At 39.1% G+C, this 17099-nt stretch carries 14 protein-coding genes and 1 pseudogene; 1 reads left to right on the top strand and 14 read right to left on the bottom strand.

What is annotated here, in order from left to right:
- The 14 genes and pseudogenes from ACJ004_RS20075 to ACJ004_RS20140 all read right to left on the bottom strand — a co-directional run.
- Positions 1–162: pseudogene (locus tag ACJ004_RS20075) on the bottom strand (ATP-binding protein); the annotation flags it as partial.
- Positions 163–265: 103 nt separating this feature from the next.
- The gene (gene kduD, locus ACJ004_RS20080; protein ID WP_410894913.1) at positions 266–1045 is read right to left on the bottom strand and encodes a 2-dehydro-3-deoxy-D-gluconate 5-dehydrogenase KduD; all 780 of its coding nucleotides are present in this window, start codon (positions 1043–1045) and stop codon (positions 266–268) included.
- A 25-nt stretch (positions 1046–1070) separates the two neighbouring features.
- Entirely contained in the window at positions 1071–1901 is an 831-nt protein-coding gene (gene kduI, locus ACJ004_RS20085; RefSeq protein WP_410894914.1) for a 5-dehydro-4-deoxy-D-glucuronate isomerase, read from the bottom strand.
- 165 nt (positions 1902–2066) lie between these two features.
- The gene (gene lacD / locus ACJ004_RS20090) at positions 2067–3077 is read right to left on the bottom strand and encodes a tagatose-bisphosphate aldolase (protein ID WP_410894915.1); all 1011 of its coding nucleotides are present in this window, start codon (positions 3075–3077) and stop codon (positions 2067–2069) included.
- Positions 3078–3091: 14 nt separating this feature from the next.
- Positions 3092–4027, bottom strand: a complete 936-nt coding sequence (gene lacC, locus ACJ004_RS20095; protein ID WP_410894916.1) for a tagatose-6-phosphate kinase — start codon at positions 4025–4027, stop codon at positions 3092–3094.
- Between the two features lie 24 nt (positions 4028–4051).
- A complete protein-coding gene (nagA, locus tag ACJ004_RS20100; protein ID WP_410894917.1) occupies positions 4052–5200 on the bottom strand; it encodes an N-acetylglucosamine-6-phosphate deacetylase in 1149 nt (382 codons plus the stop codon).
- Positions 5201–5278: 78 nt separating this feature from the next.
- Positions 5279–6445: an SIS domain-containing protein gene (locus ACJ004_RS20105; protein WP_410894918.1), complete on the bottom strand. Its 1167-nt coding sequence runs from the start codon at positions 6443–6445 to the stop codon at positions 5279–5281.
- A gap of 23 nt (positions 6446–6468) precedes the next feature.
- Positions 6469–7374 carry an ROK family protein gene (locus ACJ004_RS20110; protein WP_410894919.1) on the bottom strand — a complete coding sequence of 302 codons (906 nt, stop codon included), beginning with the start codon at positions 7372–7374 and terminating at the stop codon, positions 6469–6471.
- A 211-nt stretch (positions 7375–7585) separates the two neighbouring features.
- On the bottom strand, positions 7586–10255 hold the full coding sequence (locus ACJ004_RS20115) for a polysaccharide lyase 8 family protein (protein ID WP_410894920.1): 2670 nt from the start codon (positions 10253–10255) through the stop codon (positions 7586–7588).
- Positions 10256–10361: 106 nt separating this feature from the next.
- A complete protein-coding gene (locus ACJ004_RS20120) occupies positions 10362–10970 on the bottom strand; it encodes a hypothetical protein (protein WP_410894921.1) in 609 nt (202 codons plus the stop codon).
- 110 nt (positions 10971–11080) lie between these two features.
- On the bottom strand, positions 11081–12817 hold the full coding sequence (locus ACJ004_RS20125) for a sensor histidine kinase (protein WP_410894922.1): 1737 nt from the start codon (positions 12815–12817) through the stop codon (positions 11081–11083).
- Positions 12818–12931: 114 nt separating this feature from the next.
- The gene (locus ACJ004_RS20130) at positions 12932–14251 is read right to left on the bottom strand and encodes an ABC transporter substrate-binding protein (RefSeq protein WP_410894923.1); all 1320 of its coding nucleotides are present in this window, start codon (positions 14249–14251) and stop codon (positions 12932–12934) included.
- Between the two features lie 95 nt (positions 14252–14346).
- On the bottom strand, positions 14347–15177 hold the full coding sequence (locus tag ACJ004_RS20135; RefSeq protein WP_410894924.1) for a carbohydrate ABC transporter permease: 831 nt from the start codon (positions 15175–15177) through the stop codon (positions 14347–14349).
- Between the two features lie 14 nt (positions 15178–15191).
- Positions 15192–16136 (bottom strand): carbohydrate ABC transporter permease, encoded by a 945-nt coding sequence (locus tag ACJ004_RS20140; protein ID WP_410894925.1) that lies wholly within the window; start codon positions 16134–16136, stop codon positions 15192–15194.
- Between the two features lie 256 nt (positions 16137–16392).
- On the opposite strand from ACJ004_RS20140, the gene ACJ004_RS20145 reads away from it, so the two are divergent.
- Positions 16393–17037, top strand: coding sequence for a YesL family protein (locus ACJ004_RS20145; RefSeq protein WP_410894926.1), 645 nt, complete (start codon positions 16393–16395; stop codon positions 17035–17037).
- Positions 17038–17099: the final 62 nt, after the last annotated feature.

The following is a 17099-nucleotide window of genomic DNA, read 5'->3' on the forward strand; positions in this document are numbered from 1 at the left end:
TTACTTAATCTTTTTATGTACAGGAAGATAAATTTTTACAGTCGTACCTTCGCCTTCTTTACTTTCAATATCCATAGTTCCGTGATGGTTTTCGATGATGCTGAAACTAGTCATAAGTCCGAGACCCGTTCCCTTTTCTTTTGTTGAATAAAAAGGTTCGCCCTATTATGGAGGTTTCTGTAGGGGAAAATTGTGTATAGCTTCCGTTAATTAAGTTAAGCTACAGAACCATTCTGCAGCTTAACTTATTTAATCATTTACACACCTATCTAACCAACCAGCCGCCATCCACTGCTAAAATATGGCCATTCATATAGTCAGATGCCTTACTTGATAGAAATACCACCGTCCCCATTAAATCAAAAGGTGTTCCCCAGCGACCGGCTGGAATCCGTGATAGGATTTCTTGATCACGGGTTGCATCTTCCCGAATCGGTGCGGTATTTGCTGTTGCAATATATCCAGGCGCAATGGCGTTAATTTGGATATTGTGCTGGCCCAATTCATTAGCAAATGCTTTGGTTATACCTGCCACACCATGTTTACTTGCTGTGTAAGGAGGTACAAATTTACCCCCTTGGAACGATAACATCGATGCAACATTAATAATTTTCCCGCTTTTTTGCTCGACCATGACTTTCGCCACCTCTTGGCTTAAAAAGTATAGAGCATTTAAATTGAGATCGATTACGGCATTCCAATCTTCTTCTTTATATTCAAGGAGCGGCGCCCGACGAATCGTCCCTGCGTTATTGACCAGAATATCAATTTTTCCGTACGCATCTAAACAAGCCTTGACGATTTCATTGATTGTGTCGCTCTTTGTTAAATCCCCTTGAAAGAATGTTACCTTACGCCCATCCTTTTCAATGAGATCCTTTGTTTCTTCCCAATTGGATCCATGGGCAACAATGAACAAATCAGCACCTGCTTTCGCGAGTGCTACGGCATATCCTTGTCCCAACCCTGTATTTCCACCTGTCACAATCGCCACTTTTCCGTCTAAGCGAAAGAAGTCTATTGAAAATTCATCTAAATTAGCCATACACAACCTCCTGTCCATATGATTCTTATCGTAAATCTTCCATTTTCACTGCATCCATATCATCGTAGGTGATATTCTCGCCGCACATGCCCCAAATAAAGGTGTAATTGCTTGTTCCAACACCTGAGTGAATCGACCAGCTTGGCGAAATGACTGCTTGATCATTGCTGACGACTAAATGCCTTGTTTCATATGGCTGGCCCATAAAGTGGAAAGCACGGGTCTCCGGCTCCATATCGAAGTATAGATATACTTCCATGCGGCGTTCATGCGTGTGGCATGGCATCGTATTCCATGCGCTCCCCGCCTCTAGCATCGTCAATCCTAATTGAAGCTGGCAGCTTTGACATACATTAGGATGAATATATTGATAAATCGCTCGTTGATTTAATGTCCTTGCATTTCCCAAACGAAGTGGTTCAATGCTGTTAATATCGATTTTTACGGTTGGAAATGTTTGATGCGCCGGAACAGAGTTAATATAAAATTTGGCTGGGTCTGCTGCGTCTTTTGAATAGAACAAGATTTCTTGTGTTCCTTTTCCAACATATAAACCATCACGGCGTTTCATATAGTATTCGACACCGTCGAGCACGATCACACCTTCGCCGCCGATATTAATAACACCCATTTCACGGCGTTCCAAAAAGTAACTGACACCCAATTCTTTGCTTAAAGAAATCGTTAATCCTTCGGTCATCGGCATCACACCACCAAAAATCATACGATCTACATGTGTGTATGTTAAGTTCACATTGCCCTCTGTAAAGATACTCTCAACTAAAAATTGACTTCGCAATTGTTCAGTTGTGTACGTTTTAATATCCTCAGGATGATGGGCGTAACGAGTTTCCATGTTCATTCCCCTTTTCCTTTTTCATAAATTTTTTAGTTAGTGTAAAATATTCCCAGAACCATTTTCGGCAAATTGAAATACTTCTTCAAACGTAAAGTATTGCAATCACCAAAAATTTCTTTTTTTAAATCTAGGGACAATTCTCAAAGTCGACTTTCTTACTAACTAAAAAGAAACGAGACTATTTCTATTTTTAACCTTATCGAACCATGAGCTGGCTGACTCTTTCAAAACGGCATTTAGTTCTTCATTATTCTTTTTGCCGGTTTCTTGTAACCATGCACGCCCTGCTTGTTCACCATTGAAAGCAAAAGGTTCAACGCCGTCTTTCCAGGTTGCACGGCCACATAATACTCCGTTAAAGGTGGAACCGGATTCTTTGGCAAATTTCAATGTTTCTTGGAAAATTTCAGCGCTTACTCCAGCGCTTAAAAAAATAAATGGCAGCTCTGTTGCCTCACTTTGTTCTTTGAAATACGCTGCAGCTTCTTCCTTACTATAGACTGTTTCACCTTCCGTATAACCTTCGACAAAGTTCATATCCACTGGAACTTCTACTTTTAAAACATCGACATTGTACTGAGGTTTGGAAAATTCCCTCATTGCCTCAATCACTTTATGTGGCTTCACTTTTGCATACTGTTTACTTTTTACATCATCATTTTTGGCATCATAAGACACAATTTCCAAGAAAAACGGAATGTCTTCGGCTGTACACTCGGATCCAACACGTTCCATATAGACGTGTTTATAATCATTAATTTTCTTGTCTTCATCCACATCATAGTAGAGTAAGAATTTAATAGCATCTGCACCGGCGGCTTTCAACCGTTTTACTGACCACTCCGATAATAAATCTGGCAAACGCCCCACCGCTGTCGCATCATAGCCGGTCTTTTCATAGGCTACCAATAAACCTGCATCTTTGCTGCGGACCTTTGCAGCCGGGAGTCCATATTCTGGATCTAAAAGTATGGCAGTAGAATAAGGTGTCAATTCTTCAGAAACCAATTCCTTAAAGCGGATGATGCCTTCATCCCCGACATTTTTCGTACTTCCTGCCGTAATCATTTTTTTCAATGAGCCGCGTTGATCAATCGCTAAAGCTCCGATTACACCATTTTCATCGGACAAGCGCTTTAAAGCTGCCAATTTGTTATTGGTTAGTTCTAACATTGTTATTCCCCCTATCAATCTATTTTTTCTACTTTTACCAAATCAAAATACTGGTTAAACTTGGCCATGTTAATATAACCGGTTCCGGCTTCCATCGTATTTAACATTCCAGTGGTCATAGCCGTTTTCAGTACAACCTCTGTGGGCTGATTTCGATTCAGTGCAACGGATAATCCAGCAAATGTCGCATCTCCGGACCCAACTGGATTCACGACGTCTATTTTTGGGATTGTAATTCGATAATCATCCTCACCATGCCTTACAAAAGCACCTTCACTGCCCATCGAGACAACAACCCATTCAATCCCTTTAAATAACTCATTGTCTAAAGCTTGTTTCAAACTGCTTATCTTACCATCCACTTCAAACCCAAGCAGCTGAGACAACTCAGCAGTATTCGGCTTAATGGCAAATGGTTTCACCTTATGCAGCATGGCTAGCCTTAAGGGTTCTCCTGACGAATCCAATATCATGGGAATCCCCTTTTTCTGACTAATCTCTAACATTTGTTGGTAAAAACTAGTTGGAAGCCCCTTCGGTAAACTGCCAGAAACCGTCACAAATGAAACTTTAGACAGCAGCTCTTCAAATTTCCCTAAAAAATCCGCCCCTTCTTCTTTCGTTAAGGTTGGCCCAGATTCTAAAATTTCCGTTTGCATGCCTTCATGGAGAATAGCAATACAGTTTCTTGATTCTTTATTGATTCTTAAAAAGTCATTTGGAATGTTGCTTTTATTTAATTGCTGAACAATGTATTCACCAATGGTTCCGCCAAGCACACCTGTCGCCAGGACTGCTTCTTCCATTTGCGCAACTACCCGAGCAACATTCAAGCCTTTTCCACCGGCCGTTTTACGAACCGTTTCCACCCGGTTAACAGCATCTAACTTGAATTCATGAATCGGATAGGAAATATCGACGGATGGATTCATGGTGACAGCTAAAATCATCGCAATCCCTCTTTCAGAAAATTGTTAAGCTTGATAACGACAAACACCATCAAGGTAAGTCGCAGTTAATTCCAGCACTGGAGTCAGCACAATAAAGTCAGCCGCATATCCAACAGCAATCTTCCCGCATTCTCCATCCAACTGAATACTTTTGGCAGGTGCCGTACTCGCCATATATATTGCTTCCTCCGGCATGGCAATTCCCCAGTCGACGACATTTTTGACAGCATCTTTTAATTGCAAAATACTGCCTGCTAAACTTCCACTTTCCAAGCGGGCCGTCCCATCTTTGACTTCCACAGGGAATTCTCCCAGCTGATAGGATCCGTCCGGCATACCTCCAGCCATCATACAATCGGTCACCATAACGATAGTATCTCTGCCACGGGCATTCATTAAAATGTTTGCAGCAACGGGATGAACATGGTGTCCGTCACAGATAATTTCGGCAAAAACATCTTTTAAATTCATGGCTGCACCAACCATCCCCAGCTCCCGATGGTGCAGCGGACTCATCCCATTGTAAGTATGAACGAAAATGGAAGCTCCTTTTTCAACCGCTTGTTTTGCTTCTTCATAAGTAGCGGCACTGTGGGCTAATGCCACCGCAATCTCTTCTTTTACGGCATATTCAATAAATTCCGCTACACCTTTTCTTTCAGGCGCAATGGCTATTTTTTTTATCGTATCGTTTGATCGTTTCTGCCATATTTTCAACATTTCAACTGACGGGTCACGGAAATGGTTCTTGTTTTGCGCCCCTTTATGTTTTTCTGTAAAAAATGGCCCTTCCAAAAAGATGCCTCTTATTTTTGCGCCTTGTACTTTTGTATAATTTGCACCAATCATTTCAACAACGTCATTCAATGATTCGGTTGAGGAAGTTAAAGTAGTTGGCAAAAAGGATGTTACTCCACAGGAGAGCAGCCCCTCAGAGATGGCATTCAATCCCTTAAAGTCATTGTCCATTACATCATGGTTCTTGTAGCCGTGAATGTGCGTGTCAACTAAACCGGGAGCGATCCATAGCCCGCCATAATCAATGACTTCCGCTGCTTCATTAGGCAATACTTCAAAAAAAGCACCGAATTTCCCCTCTTTGATTTCCAGAAAACCGGGACCTGCTGCCTTTTCTTCAAGAAAGAATTTTTCTGCAAAAATAAACTTTTCCATTTATTCACACCTCCATTGAGAAGCAAATGCAGGAAAGGGCGAAGAATTCCTTTCCTTTTTTTAAAACTTCTAATCTATTTACTTGTATTCGTGAATGGTTACGCCTTTTACAACACGGTTGACTGTTCCGGATGGAGAAGGAGTGTCCGGTGTATTCCCCACTTTAATGGAAGCCAGCAGTGAGACCGTTTGACCGATCATGACAAACGGAAGCGCCAAGTACGCGTCTGGAACATCTTGGGCTTCACGGCCAAAAGAGAAGGTTTCACCATCATAATTTTTTTCTCCGTCCACTACGATGGCACAAATGTAGTTAGCAATGTTATCTTGTTTCAATTCTTGTAATAAATCTAAATCGTAAAGACGTGTATAAGGATGGTTGGAAACAAAAACACACACTAATGATTTTTCATTCACAAAAGATTTCGGACCGTGTCTGAATCCCAGCGGTGAATCAAAAGAGGTGGAAATTTTACCAGCAGTTAACTCCAATACTTTTAACTGAGCTTCTCTGGTTAAGCCTTCCAGGCATGCTGAGCCAAGATAAACGATGCGCTCAAAATCAGTATCGATCATTTTTTGTATTGCTTCTTCCCGATTAATGACACTTTCACCCATATGGCGGATTGTTCTAACAATTGCTAATTTTTCCCCAACGGACAATGGATCAAAAACGAGCAAAGCCGTTAACGCCATGCAAGTAAAACTTCCGGTCATGGCGAATCCTTGATCATTGGATTTTTCAGGCATCAATAACAAAAAATGATTCTCATCATCTTTTGCCCGCGTGGCTAGCTTGCCATCTTGTGAGCAAGTAATCGTTAACTGATACAAATCGGTTACGATTTGTTCAGCTAATTGTACGGCAGTCACACTTTCTGGACTGTTTCCGCTCCTTGCAAAAGAAACCAATAATGTTGGAAAATCTGCTTTTAAAAATTGATAAGGATTTGACACCAAAGTAGTTGTTGGAATACTTAGCAATTCCCACTGTTTCTCATCTACTTTTTCTTTTAGATAAGGGGTGACTGTCTCACCGACATAAGCAGACGTTCCGGCTCCTGTAAAAATGACCCTTACTCTGCTGTGTTTACTAGATAATTTTTGTAGAAACTCTCTAATCTCGATGCTTTTCTTTGTAAACAAGGCAAATGTTTCATCCCATAAATCGGGCTGCTGTTTGATTTCCGCAGTTGTTATGGATGCACCTAGTGGCAATAATTTATCTTTGGTTAATGTAAACATACCGACATCTCCTCTTTTTTTATTTATATCCTTTCAAAAACTCGCATCCCTGCTCCAATCACTCCATTATCCTGCTTCAATGTGCTGAAACTCATTTGATCTAATAGATGCTGCTGTTCAGGCAATTGATAGATTTTCAGCTTTTCTTTTATGATGTCGAGCAGAAAAGGATTGTTTATGATCACACTGCCTCCGAAAACGATTTTATGCGGGTCCAATAAGCAGGAAATCGCATAAATGCCTTGAGCTAAATTGTCTGTTACCTCTTCGATGATCGACACATATTCGAGTGCTCCTGTTGTATAACCGGTAAAGACATCTTTTGTTGAAAGATGTCTAACCTGTAATTGCGTTTTGGCTAAAGTTTGGATAGCTGGTCCGGCAGCGACTTTTTCCAGCCGTTCATTTTTCCTTCCGGCCCCCTTTGAAAGGACGGGTATTAATCCCAACTCCCCGGCAAATCCAGCTCCTCTGATAAAGGTTCCATTATGAATGATCGAGCAGGAGATTCCCGTACTGATGGTCATATAAACAAAGGTCTCAATCCATGTTCTCCGGGCAAACTTCCACTCGGCAAAAGCAGCCATATAAACATCGTTATCGATGGTTACATTCTCAATGAAAAACTTTTCTTGTAAACGTGATACGATCGGAAACCGATCCCAAGGCAAATTGTTTTGAAAAATCGCGATACCATTTTCCCAATCCACTTTGCCTGGTACACCTGCGCCGATTCCATCTATCTCTGACCATTTTAAAGATGACTTTTCCAGAACTTCTTCAACCGCTCGTACTACTTGTTCGAACATTTTTTCGCGGTCGGAAGGATCACTTGTTACTTCTGCACGGGAAAGCAGTTCCCCCGATTCCGTAATGATTCCCGCTGCAATCTTTGTCCCGCCAATATCAATACCAATTGCCTTTCTCATTTGTCTGCACCTCTAATTTTGATATCGCTTAAAAAACGTACCTTTTAAGGTATCATAATTTTTATGAGGTGGTTTCTATAGGTAATATTTAGGGCTGTTTGTGAAAAATTTTTACCTATTCGATTCGGGTGAAAAAGATAATGAAATAGCCAAGGCTTTTAAAAAGCCTTGGCTGACTGTCATGTATTTTACTACTTAAGCGGAAACCTTCTTAATTATGTGATTCTAACAGCATCGTTTTGCTCAGCAGAAAATTACCAAAAACAGGATTGATCATTTTTCCAGATTGAGCTTGAACTTGATTTTCTAGAGCTTTCACTCCTTCATTAATTAAGTCACTGTCATTTTTGTGTTTTTGAATCTGGTCAACCTTCGAATTTAAACTGTTATAGATTCCGTCATTCATAATCCAGCCGTTTTGATAGCCGAAATCGATAACTTGATCCAAACGCTCAATATCTTTCGTCTCATCATCTTGGAATTTCACAACGTGTGTTCTACCAATAGAGCCTGCAACATTGATCTCTACTTTTATAGTTGGAGATGTTTGCAGAACATTAACGGTATCATCTTTACTTATGACAGAAATACCTGTTTTATCTAAATCAATGATGACTTTGTCCTGCTTCTGTGTTGGATCCGAAACAGACAGCGTCAATTCACCTTGTTTCTCCTTCACCATAACAGAAGCTGGATTCTCAGCTGTGATGAAGTCTGCTGTACCAGGCGCAAAAAAGTTGGCAGCGGTTATTCCAAGCGACGTTTCTTTGACGGAATGAACATCCTTTGTATTGCTTAAGATTGTTACATTTGGATTCTGGCTGTATGCTTCTACATCTTCTTTAGATTTATTTGGCAGCAGTACATATGAGTATGAGGCATCCTGCGGGTTTATACCATGATTAAAAGCCAAGCTTAAGTAATTTCTTGTAATCGGAGTGGTTGGACCACCGCTATTAATATCTCTCCATGAACCGGTTCTTGCTTCGCGCAAACTATCAATACGTGCGGATTCAGGAAAATAATAGCCGATGTCTGAATGTTGAACGTTTCCCTCTAGATGAGCCCACTTGACGTTTTCCATCTGTTCTGACCAGCCAAGGCTACTTGGTTTTGTTTCTCCATTCACGGTTAACTGGTTGTCTCCGGCATCGCTCAATTGCCGGTTTTCAACAATCGTTTCCACTTTACGATTGTCCCCGCCTTTAATATCGGATCCGAGAGCAACGATTTCATCATCAAACATGAACCAAGACTTCTTACCTTGTAGACTGCTTCCCGTCACATTTGCAAGTGAGAAGTCCATACTTGCTGTTCCATAATACCCATCCATTGTGGATCCGCCAGCCCAAGTTCTGGTGTTATAATAAGCGGCCCAATCTTTTAATATTCCTTTTGACCCGTCTGTGGTTGTACCCGCTAATCGGAAGCTGTCGACCGTTGGCCAAAAATCGTTTTTAAATTGCTTAAGATCATTGTTGTATAAATTAGTCATGCCGATTCCTGTATACCAGCCCTTTGAGTTCTCGCCATTGCCGAATTCAAATGCGGATATCCGGTCGGAGAACATACTTATCGCAAAACCAAAGCCCGGCCGTAAATGTACGACGCGGTCCATACCGGCAAGTACCTGGTTTTTAAGTAATTCCCCTCTTGGCTGAATCGCAGAATCGGCCATCAATGATTTTACAAGATTAATATCATAAATCGACAAACCTGCTGTATAGTTAGGGAACGTAGTATCCGTTTGAATCCATTCTTTCACCATACGCTTAATGAAAGTTGATTTTTCCTGAGGAGCAGCATCAGCTAGGTTTAACAAACTTAATATGATGCCTCTGCCTTTATCATGATCATTTTCGTATTGGCGCGAAAGGGTTCTCCCATTCACCATGTCCATTACGGCCCCTTTATAGATAACCGGCTCAAAGGAATCCGTTGCCCAGTTAAACACATTATTTATGTTAGGGTCTGTAATTTCCCACGGAGAACCTTTTAACAAATAAAGGATATCTGCCGTACGAGTAAGCCAAACAGCTCCATAAGCTCCTGTGTAGGCAATATTAAAGTGCTGTACAAGCGATCCATCCTTGTAAACGCCATCTCCATGATCCACATAATCATATTCTTTAGAAAGCGCATCATGTCCCTGGGTGATTTTATCACTGTTTTTCCCGATCACACCCCCAAGGTTAGCGATAAAAATTTTGTCTAGCAGATTAGCTCCTGTTTCTTTCACACCGTTTAATGTTCTAACTTTCGGATCCGGATCAAATCGGTCAATTGCCCTTATATAGTTGTTTAGCTGTGTGGTTGTCAAATCATCGTACATTAACACCATGATGTCATTTAATCTCTTTGGCGTACCAATTTCCCAGTCCCACCAATTTCCATATTCGCTTTTTTGCTCGTTATAACGATTTGCGTACATCCAATCCAAAGCGTTTAAAAGGTCAACTTTCAAAGCTTCATTATGATATAAGTTTGAATCCTTGATCGAATAGGCGAGCGCCATATCTTTCAAGTTGTTATAAGCACTTGTGATTTCTGCTGAATTCGTGGTGCTCACTAAATTTTTCCATAAGCATGTCCGGTCATTTGACTTATTCAGTGTATCCCAAGATCCTGTATTTCCGGAATTTGTCACTCGATTGGATAATTTCAGAAGGTAATTATTCATATCCGGGTCGTTCGGATTGTATTTCTCATTTCCCGTTAATTTGTTAAACCATTTCGCTCGAGCTTGATCATAAGCCTCCATTGTGCCAGACTGTCCTCCCGTTGTGTTTGCTTGTGCGATGCTCTTAACAGAAATAAGTGATATGAGAAGCATAGAAATCATGAATAAAATCATAGATTTCCTTTTTTGTTGTTTAGCCATTGTCTTCCTCCTCAGAATAAATTGAAAATAAATGATCAGTTTTCTAATTTTCAGACTATACATGGAAGCGTATTCAAAAAAAACTAATAACCAGACTATTACTAAATTAATAGTCAACCAGTGAAGTTGCTGCCCGAACAGCCATCTTATGATTTTTACTGTTAGCAACAATACCTAACACTTTTTCCTTTGTATGGTAGCCTGCCCTCCCCAATTGCGGGTTCTTGGCTAGCTCAATTCCGTAACGATGTTCTTGCCCGTTCTCCATACTTGATAAAAACTGGGTGCCTTCTAAAAACTTACTTTCAAATCGATCAAGCGGCAAAAAAGACCCTTCACGAGCGAAAGCCAGGAAAGACTTTTTATCCATAACGACAATATCAACACTTTCTGTTGCAATCATCGCTGCCAGTTTTTTTGGGAATGTGCTATCTGAGAATAGCGTCTCGTCTCTAGTTGCCCAAAAATCAATACTGATGGCTGAATCTGAATTTGTTTTCCCAAGAATTTTTTTAGTAGTCGTCTGCAATTCCAGTTGCTTTTCCCCTTTTACGTAATTGCCAATGAACACTGCCTGTAAGGCTCTTTCTCTTGAGTGATGAAAAGATGGAAGAAGGGAAAGTATCATCCCAGCAACAACGATTCCTAGTAAGATAAATGATTTATAATGGAACCATATATTTCCAGTCTTTTTGATTAATTTTTTTATGTCCATTTTATCAAGTTCCCCCTTTCTTGGTTACCATTACATAAAAAATGTTACTGGAGCTTGGCACCAGTAACAATGTATGATTTTTACTCATATCGTGGAGAATTTTTACTTTTTCAATCATTTACCATTGCCCTTTTAATAGGAATAGATACTCGAATGGACAGGCCTGTATTTTCATTATTGTGAATATCCATTGATACCTCAGGTCCGTAGGTCAGTATTAGTCGTTGAAATACATTTTTTAAGCCAATATGTTTTTTACCTTCCTTTTGCTCTTCTTCATCATGAAGATTTGACTGCAACCACTTTATTTTTTCTTCCGACATACCGATGCCATTGTCCCGCACTTCAATGAACAATTGTTGATTCAAGCTGCGAGCTTCAATAATAATCGTGGGTTTATGGAGATCTTCATTAAAACCATGAATGATGGCGTTTTCCACTAAAGGCTGCAAAATTAAGCGCGGCACGAGAAAATCTTCCCATTCTTCTGGTATATCAATAAGCAAATCCAAATTCATGTCGTTTCGCATCTTCATAATATTTGCATAGTCAATCAATAACTCACACTCTTTCTTGAGGGGTGTTAGTTCATCCACCCTCATGTAACCGCGCAACAGCCTCATTAAAGAATCTATTTGACGGCTATGAATGTGATCATTGTTTAAAATCAAATTACATTTAATCGAATTGAGTGTATTAATCAAAAAATGAGGGCGGATTTGCGCAAATAAGGCTTGAAGCTCAATCAGCCGTTTTTCTTCCTGTTCTTTTTTGAATTTTCCAATCCATTGTTTTATTTGATCGAGCATGTTGTTAAAAGCATTTCCTAGTACAGCAATTTCGTCTTTCCCTTCTACAGGGAAACGAACACTTAGATTTTCATTTCCAAACTGTTCAGCTACTTTTCTTAATCTATTAAGGGGTTTGTAAATCGATCTGCCGATAAAAACAGAAATAATAAGAAAAATTAAGATACTTATAGAAAGAGAAATAGTATAGAATCGAAACGTTTGAGAAATCTCGCCTGTTATATTTCTGAAGGAAGAACGATATAGAAGCTTCCAATTGGAAGCAGGAACGGTTGCACTAACCTTTAATTCCTCCCCTTCCCTAGTTCCTATTTCCTTTTCCGGGTATTGAATAATCAACTTTTTTTTATCGTTGTACAATAGGAATGTACCTGTATCTGGATTTTTAAACAGCTGTTTAAAATATTTATGTGGGATTCCTACAAAAATAACACCTAAATTCTTGCCGTTGGAGAAGTCTTTATATGCTCTCACAGCAAAGTAATACGACTCATTTTCAGTCAATGGCGAGATACCTAAATCGGATTCTGTTATCCAATAGATTCTGTTAGGGTCGAGTGTGTTCCTCCATTTAGGATCCAGAGCCTTTGAATGGGGATTTTTTAGGAATGAGTATTCTAAGGTATTACTTCCAGAAATTAAAAAATTACTGTTATTCAAATAAAATACCTCTGCCTTTAGACCAGAAGTTTTTGAAAAAGATAATCTAAGAAAATCGGAGATTCGGGTATACCTTTGATAGTTTTCAAATGAAGATAACTGACCTAAATCTTTAAAAGCCCTTATATCTTCAAAAGTGCTATTTCCTGGTTTTCCATAAAGATTGGTAGCATAGACGATTTCCTCCACCGTTTGATTTAAATCACTAGCATAGACATTTACCACATTTTGGCGGGAATCCTTCACCTTTTCTACTACCACACTTCTTATGAGGGAATAAGAGAAAACCGTCGCAATCGCAAGGGGAAAAAGAATAAAAACAAAAAAAGAAATTTGAATTTTCCGATAAAAAGTTGATTTCAACAGCCATTTCAACATTCCCACCCCTCCTTTGCATCATCTGACGACAATTTAGTATACCACGAACACTGAACCTAATAATAAGGGAAAAAGCAGCCATTTTTCGGCTGCTTTTTCTAGAGATAAAAGTGTTTACTTGGATTTTGAAATGATATCGTTCCCCTGCTCAACCATCCATTTTTGAGCTTCTTCAGCACTTATACCATCTAACATGAATTTACTGAATCCGTTCTCCAACACGGGCTTTAATTGGCTGGCATAACTTGTCGTATAACTTGTATTATAAGGTACATAACTTCTATTATCGAATACGGAGCTCACTAGTGATTGTTTGTCTACTAGATTTGTGTCTTCCCCAATCATTTGGTCAATTACTGCATTCTTGTCCACATTCTTAGATCCTGGAATATCACTGATAACATCTGTTTGTTGTGCCATATAAAGAGCAAATTTGTACGATTCTTTCTTATGTTTAGAAGATTCTCCAATAGCGAGATAGTGTCCGCCAACATTTGTTGCACCAACCTTTGTATCCTTTGAAGATTGAGGTAGCGGTGCAAATACAGTTTCGAAATCATGTGGGAATTTTTGTTTATCTTTAATTAAACTAACGAAGAACGCAGCTGTAGGCAGCATGGCTGCTTCACCATTTAAAAATTCTGTCGAATAATTCAATTGGGCCGCAATGACATCCTTAAATGGCTTAACAGAGCCGTCCTTTTCCATGTTACGACGTAATTCAAAGAAATTCTTAAAAGATGGATCGTTAAATACTGGCTTTTGATCTTTTGTTAAATATGGATGTGGCAGCTCAGAGTAAGCAACGAAATTATCGTATTCTCCCCATGTATGGAAATATGCACCATACTGCTTGCCTTTGGTTAATTTTTTTGCATACTCACGAAAATCATCCCAAGTCCAGCCCCAAGTTGGTACAGGCAGCCCAGCTTCATCTAAAGCTTTCTTATTTAACGCGACCAGCCAAGGTTGTGAGGTGTCCTGGATACCATATGTCTTATTCTCATATTTCGGCACACTGTAGAATTCTTCATCTGGATTAATAGAATCCGCTTTCAAAAAATCATCTACAGGAGCCAACACGCCGCGGGCTGCACGCTCTACCAAGAAGTCCACATGGGAGAAAGCCACTACATCGATAGGTTGTCCAGTCCCCATCTTAATGTCCAATTTTTTGTAATATTCAAGACTGTTATTATTTGTGACGAGCGGCTCATAATTCACATCAATATTAGGGTTTGCTTTTTCAAAGTTGTCAATTTTCTTCTGGATCACATCATTTGTTTCCCAAGTATAGTAATTGATGGAAACCTTTTCATTTTTCTTTGCAGTTTTTTGATCAACCTTTTCTGTTCCAGCTGAGCAGGCCGATAGAAAAACAGAACCGATCAATGTCATACTCAACATCATATTTCTCATCTTTTTCATCTTCATTTATTATTCCCCCTTTTTCAATTTTCAAATTTATTATAATTTTCTTTTTGGTTTCAATCTGTGTAATATTTTGAGAACATTGTGCACTATTTTGCCTACCCTTTGACACCACCAACCGTGATTCCATCGATAACCTGTTTTTGAAGGATTAAGAATACAACAATCAGCGGAATAATCGCAGCAAGTGCTGCCATCATTGTCGCTGCATAGCTGGTGCCAAATTCATCTGCGAACATTCCCATACCAAGTGTAATAGTATATAATTTTTGACTGGAAAGAAAGATAAGTGGATTCTGATAATCATTCCAAGTCCAAATAAACTTAAGGATTCCTGCAGTTGCTAGAATTGGCTTAACCATTGGCAGCATAATCTGCCAATAAATCCGGAAAAATCCAGCCCCATCCATTTTTGCCGCCTCGATATATTCTGTACTGATTCCAATCATAAACTGACGCATCAGAAACGTAAGCGGGATGGAGAATGCAGACATGAGTATGAGCGCTTCATGAGAATCATACAGACCCAGCCAATTAATCAGGATAAATCTAGGGACAAGCGTCGATTCTGACGGAACTAAGAAAAACGCCATTAGTAAAAAAAACACTGTATTTTTAAACGGAAAATTTAATTTTGCAAAGGAATATCCCGCCATCGAAGAAATGATAAGCGTAATGACAGTAGAGATAATTGCAAGTTTTAATGAATTGAGATAAAACAATTCAAAAGGGACTTTTCCAAGCCACACTGTTTTAATGTTTTCAATTAAATTCCAGTTATTCGGAATCCAGTCTATTGGGTATGTCATTACATCCTTTTCTACCTTGGCTGCAGAAGAGAGCATCCATAGTAAAGGCGATAAGAACAGTAACGACAACATCCCAACTAAAATCGTTCCAATAACTTTTGATACTTTCAAGTTCGCCATATGATCATACCTCCTTAAAATTGTTCCTTTTGCGCTCTGGCGGTAACAAGAGTGATGACTGCAACAATTACAAACAATACCCAAGATAATGCACTTGCATAACCCATTCTAAAATTTTGGAATCCTTCTTGGTAAATATAGTAAACAAGTACATTTGTTGAATTATTTGGCCCACCATCGGTTAAAAAGGCGATCAAATCAAAGACTTTAAACGAGTTTACAATGGATGTAATGAGTAGAAATAGAGTTGTAGGACCGAGCATCGGAACGGTGATATGAAAGAATTGCTGAAGCTTGTTTGCACCATCTATTTGAGCCGACTCATACAATTCGGCTGACACACCTGTCAATCCTGCGATATAAATGACGACATTATAACCAACGATATTCCAAACGGCGATAATAATGATCGCCCAAAGAGCAGAATCAGTACTTCCGAACCAATCAGGCGGGTTTGAAATTCCAATGGAATGCAAGACTTTATTAATTACACCTAAAGATGGATGGAATAATACAGAAAACACGGTTGCTACAGCAACCATCGTTGAAATATAAGGAACAAAGAACGCCACCTTAAAAAATCCTTTAAAATAAACGGCTGATGATATTAAAACAGCGATAATCAGTGATAACCCAATACTGACTGGAACATAAACCAGAGAGAAAATAAAATTGTTTTTTAATGCTTGATAGAAAATCTTATCTTGGAAAACATTGATAAAATTGTCCAATCCAATAAAGTGAATGGCTTTGAGACCACCTACCAAATTCCATTCCGTAAAACTTAAGTACAATGAAAAAAGCAGCGGGAAAACACCTAACCCAATAATCCCAATAAATTCGGGAGCAATGAAAAGAAAGCCGCTTAACGATTCTCTGCGGGAGTTGGTCCAAAAACTCTTTTTATTAATAGACTTGCCAATAGACTTGCTAATCGTTTTTTGAATGTTTGTTTCCATAGATCCTCACCTCATCCTTTTTGTTTATACTCTTAATTTAATCGAATCAATAAAGGGTTCCCATTGACGATTTGTACCTCTGCGTGTAATATTTTTACCTTTTCAAAAGCCTGCTCCAACGTATTTTCGGAGTATTCCAAAGGGTAAAAATCTTGCACATGAGGGTCAAAATTCTCCATGACCGATTATTCCAATTTCCTTTATAATAAAAAAATTATTAAGGATGATTTTCCGTTCAAATAAAGGAGGAGTAAGGATGGAGTGGAAAGGAATTTTGGGCTTAATCTTCCGAACATGCGAGTGGATTATGCTTTTGGCTTACCTTAATATTCTTTGGATTCTATTCACTGTATTGGGCGCCGTTGCGTTTGGGATCTTCCCAGCTACGGCTGCGATGTTTGCTGTAATACGAAAATGGTTAATAGGTAAAAATGATATTCCCGTGTTCAAGACATTTTGGAATTATTACCGGGCTGAATTCTTTAAAACGAACGGATTGGGGCTGATGTTTTTCATTACAGGTCTCATCCTATATCTTGATTTTAAAATCATTGATTTCCAAAATGAATTAATCAATAGGATATTCATGATTGTTACGTTCGTTTTTACTAGTATTTACACCGTTATTTTGATTTATATTTTCCCAGTTTTCGTCCATTATGATTTGAAACTTCTCCAGTATGTCAAACATGCTTTTCTAATTGGTGTCGCTAACCCCATCCGGACAGCGTTGATGGTCTTGTGTCTTATAACCGCATACTTTATGCTTAGAATGGTTCCTGGTTTGCTTCCTTTTTTTTCAGGAAGTCTCCTAAGTATATTGTTGATGACTTTTGCTTATCAATCTATTAATAAAATTGAACGGATAAAAAATAACCTTGCTGCTAGTAATGATGGTTAACAATTGAAATGAAACATTCAGACCATAAGACAAACCCCATTTTCGACTTGGATGATAGAGAT

The sequence above is a fragment of the Neobacillus sp. 204 genome (genome assembly GCF_046562815.1).
Taxonomy (GTDB): Bacteria; Bacillota; Bacilli; order Bacillales; family Cytobacillaceae; genus Neobacillus.

Coding starts and splice junctions, on each gene's coding strand:
- kduD (WP_410894913.1), bottom strand. CDS start 1,045: ATGGCTAATTTAGATGAATTTTCAATAGACTTCTTTCGCTTAGACGGA.
- kduI (WP_410894914.1), bottom strand. CDS start 1,901: ATGGAAACTCGTTACGCCCATCATCCTGAGGATATTAAAACGTACACA.
- lacD (WP_410894915.1), bottom strand. CDS start 3,077: ATGTTAGAACTAACCAATAACAAATTGGCAGCTTTAAAGCGCTTGTCC.
- lacC (WP_410894916.1), bottom strand. CDS start 4,027: ATGATTTTAGCTGTCACCATGAATCCATCCGTCGATATTTCCTATCCG.
- nagA (WP_410894917.1), bottom strand. CDS start 5,200: ATGGAAAAGTTTATTTTTGCAGAAAAATTCTTTCTTGAAGAAAAGGCA.
- ACJ004_RS20105 (WP_410894918.1), bottom strand. CDS start 6,445: ATGTTTACATTAACCAAAGATAAATTATTGCCACTAGGTGCATCCATA.
- ACJ004_RS20110 (WP_410894919.1), bottom strand. CDS start 7,374: ATGAGAAAGGCAATTGGTATTGATATTGGCGGGACAAAGATTGCAGCG.
- ACJ004_RS20115 (WP_410894920.1), bottom strand. CDS start 10,255: ATGGCTAAACAACAAAAAAGGAAATCTATGATTTTATTCATGATTTCT.
- ACJ004_RS20120 (WP_410894921.1), bottom strand. CDS start 10,970: ATGGACATAAAAAAATTAATCAAAAAGACTGGAAATATATGGTTCCAT.
- ACJ004_RS20125 (WP_410894922.1), bottom strand. CDS start 12,817: ATGTTGAAATGGCTGTTGAAATCAACTTTTTATCGGAAAATTCAAATT.
- ACJ004_RS20130 (WP_410894923.1), bottom strand. CDS start 14,251: ATGAAGATGAAAAAGATGAGAAATATGATGTTGAGTATGACATTGATC.
- ACJ004_RS20135 (WP_410894924.1), bottom strand. CDS start 15,177: ATGGCGAACTTGAAAGTATCAAAAGTTATTGGAACGATTTTAGTTGGG.
- ACJ004_RS20140 (WP_410894925.1), bottom strand. CDS start 16,136: ATGGAAACAAACATTCAAAAAACGATTAGCAAGTCTATTGGCAAGTCT.
- ACJ004_RS20145 (WP_410894926.1), top strand. CDS start 16,393: ATGGAGTGGAAAGGAATTTTGGGCTTAATCTTCCGAACATGCGAGTGG.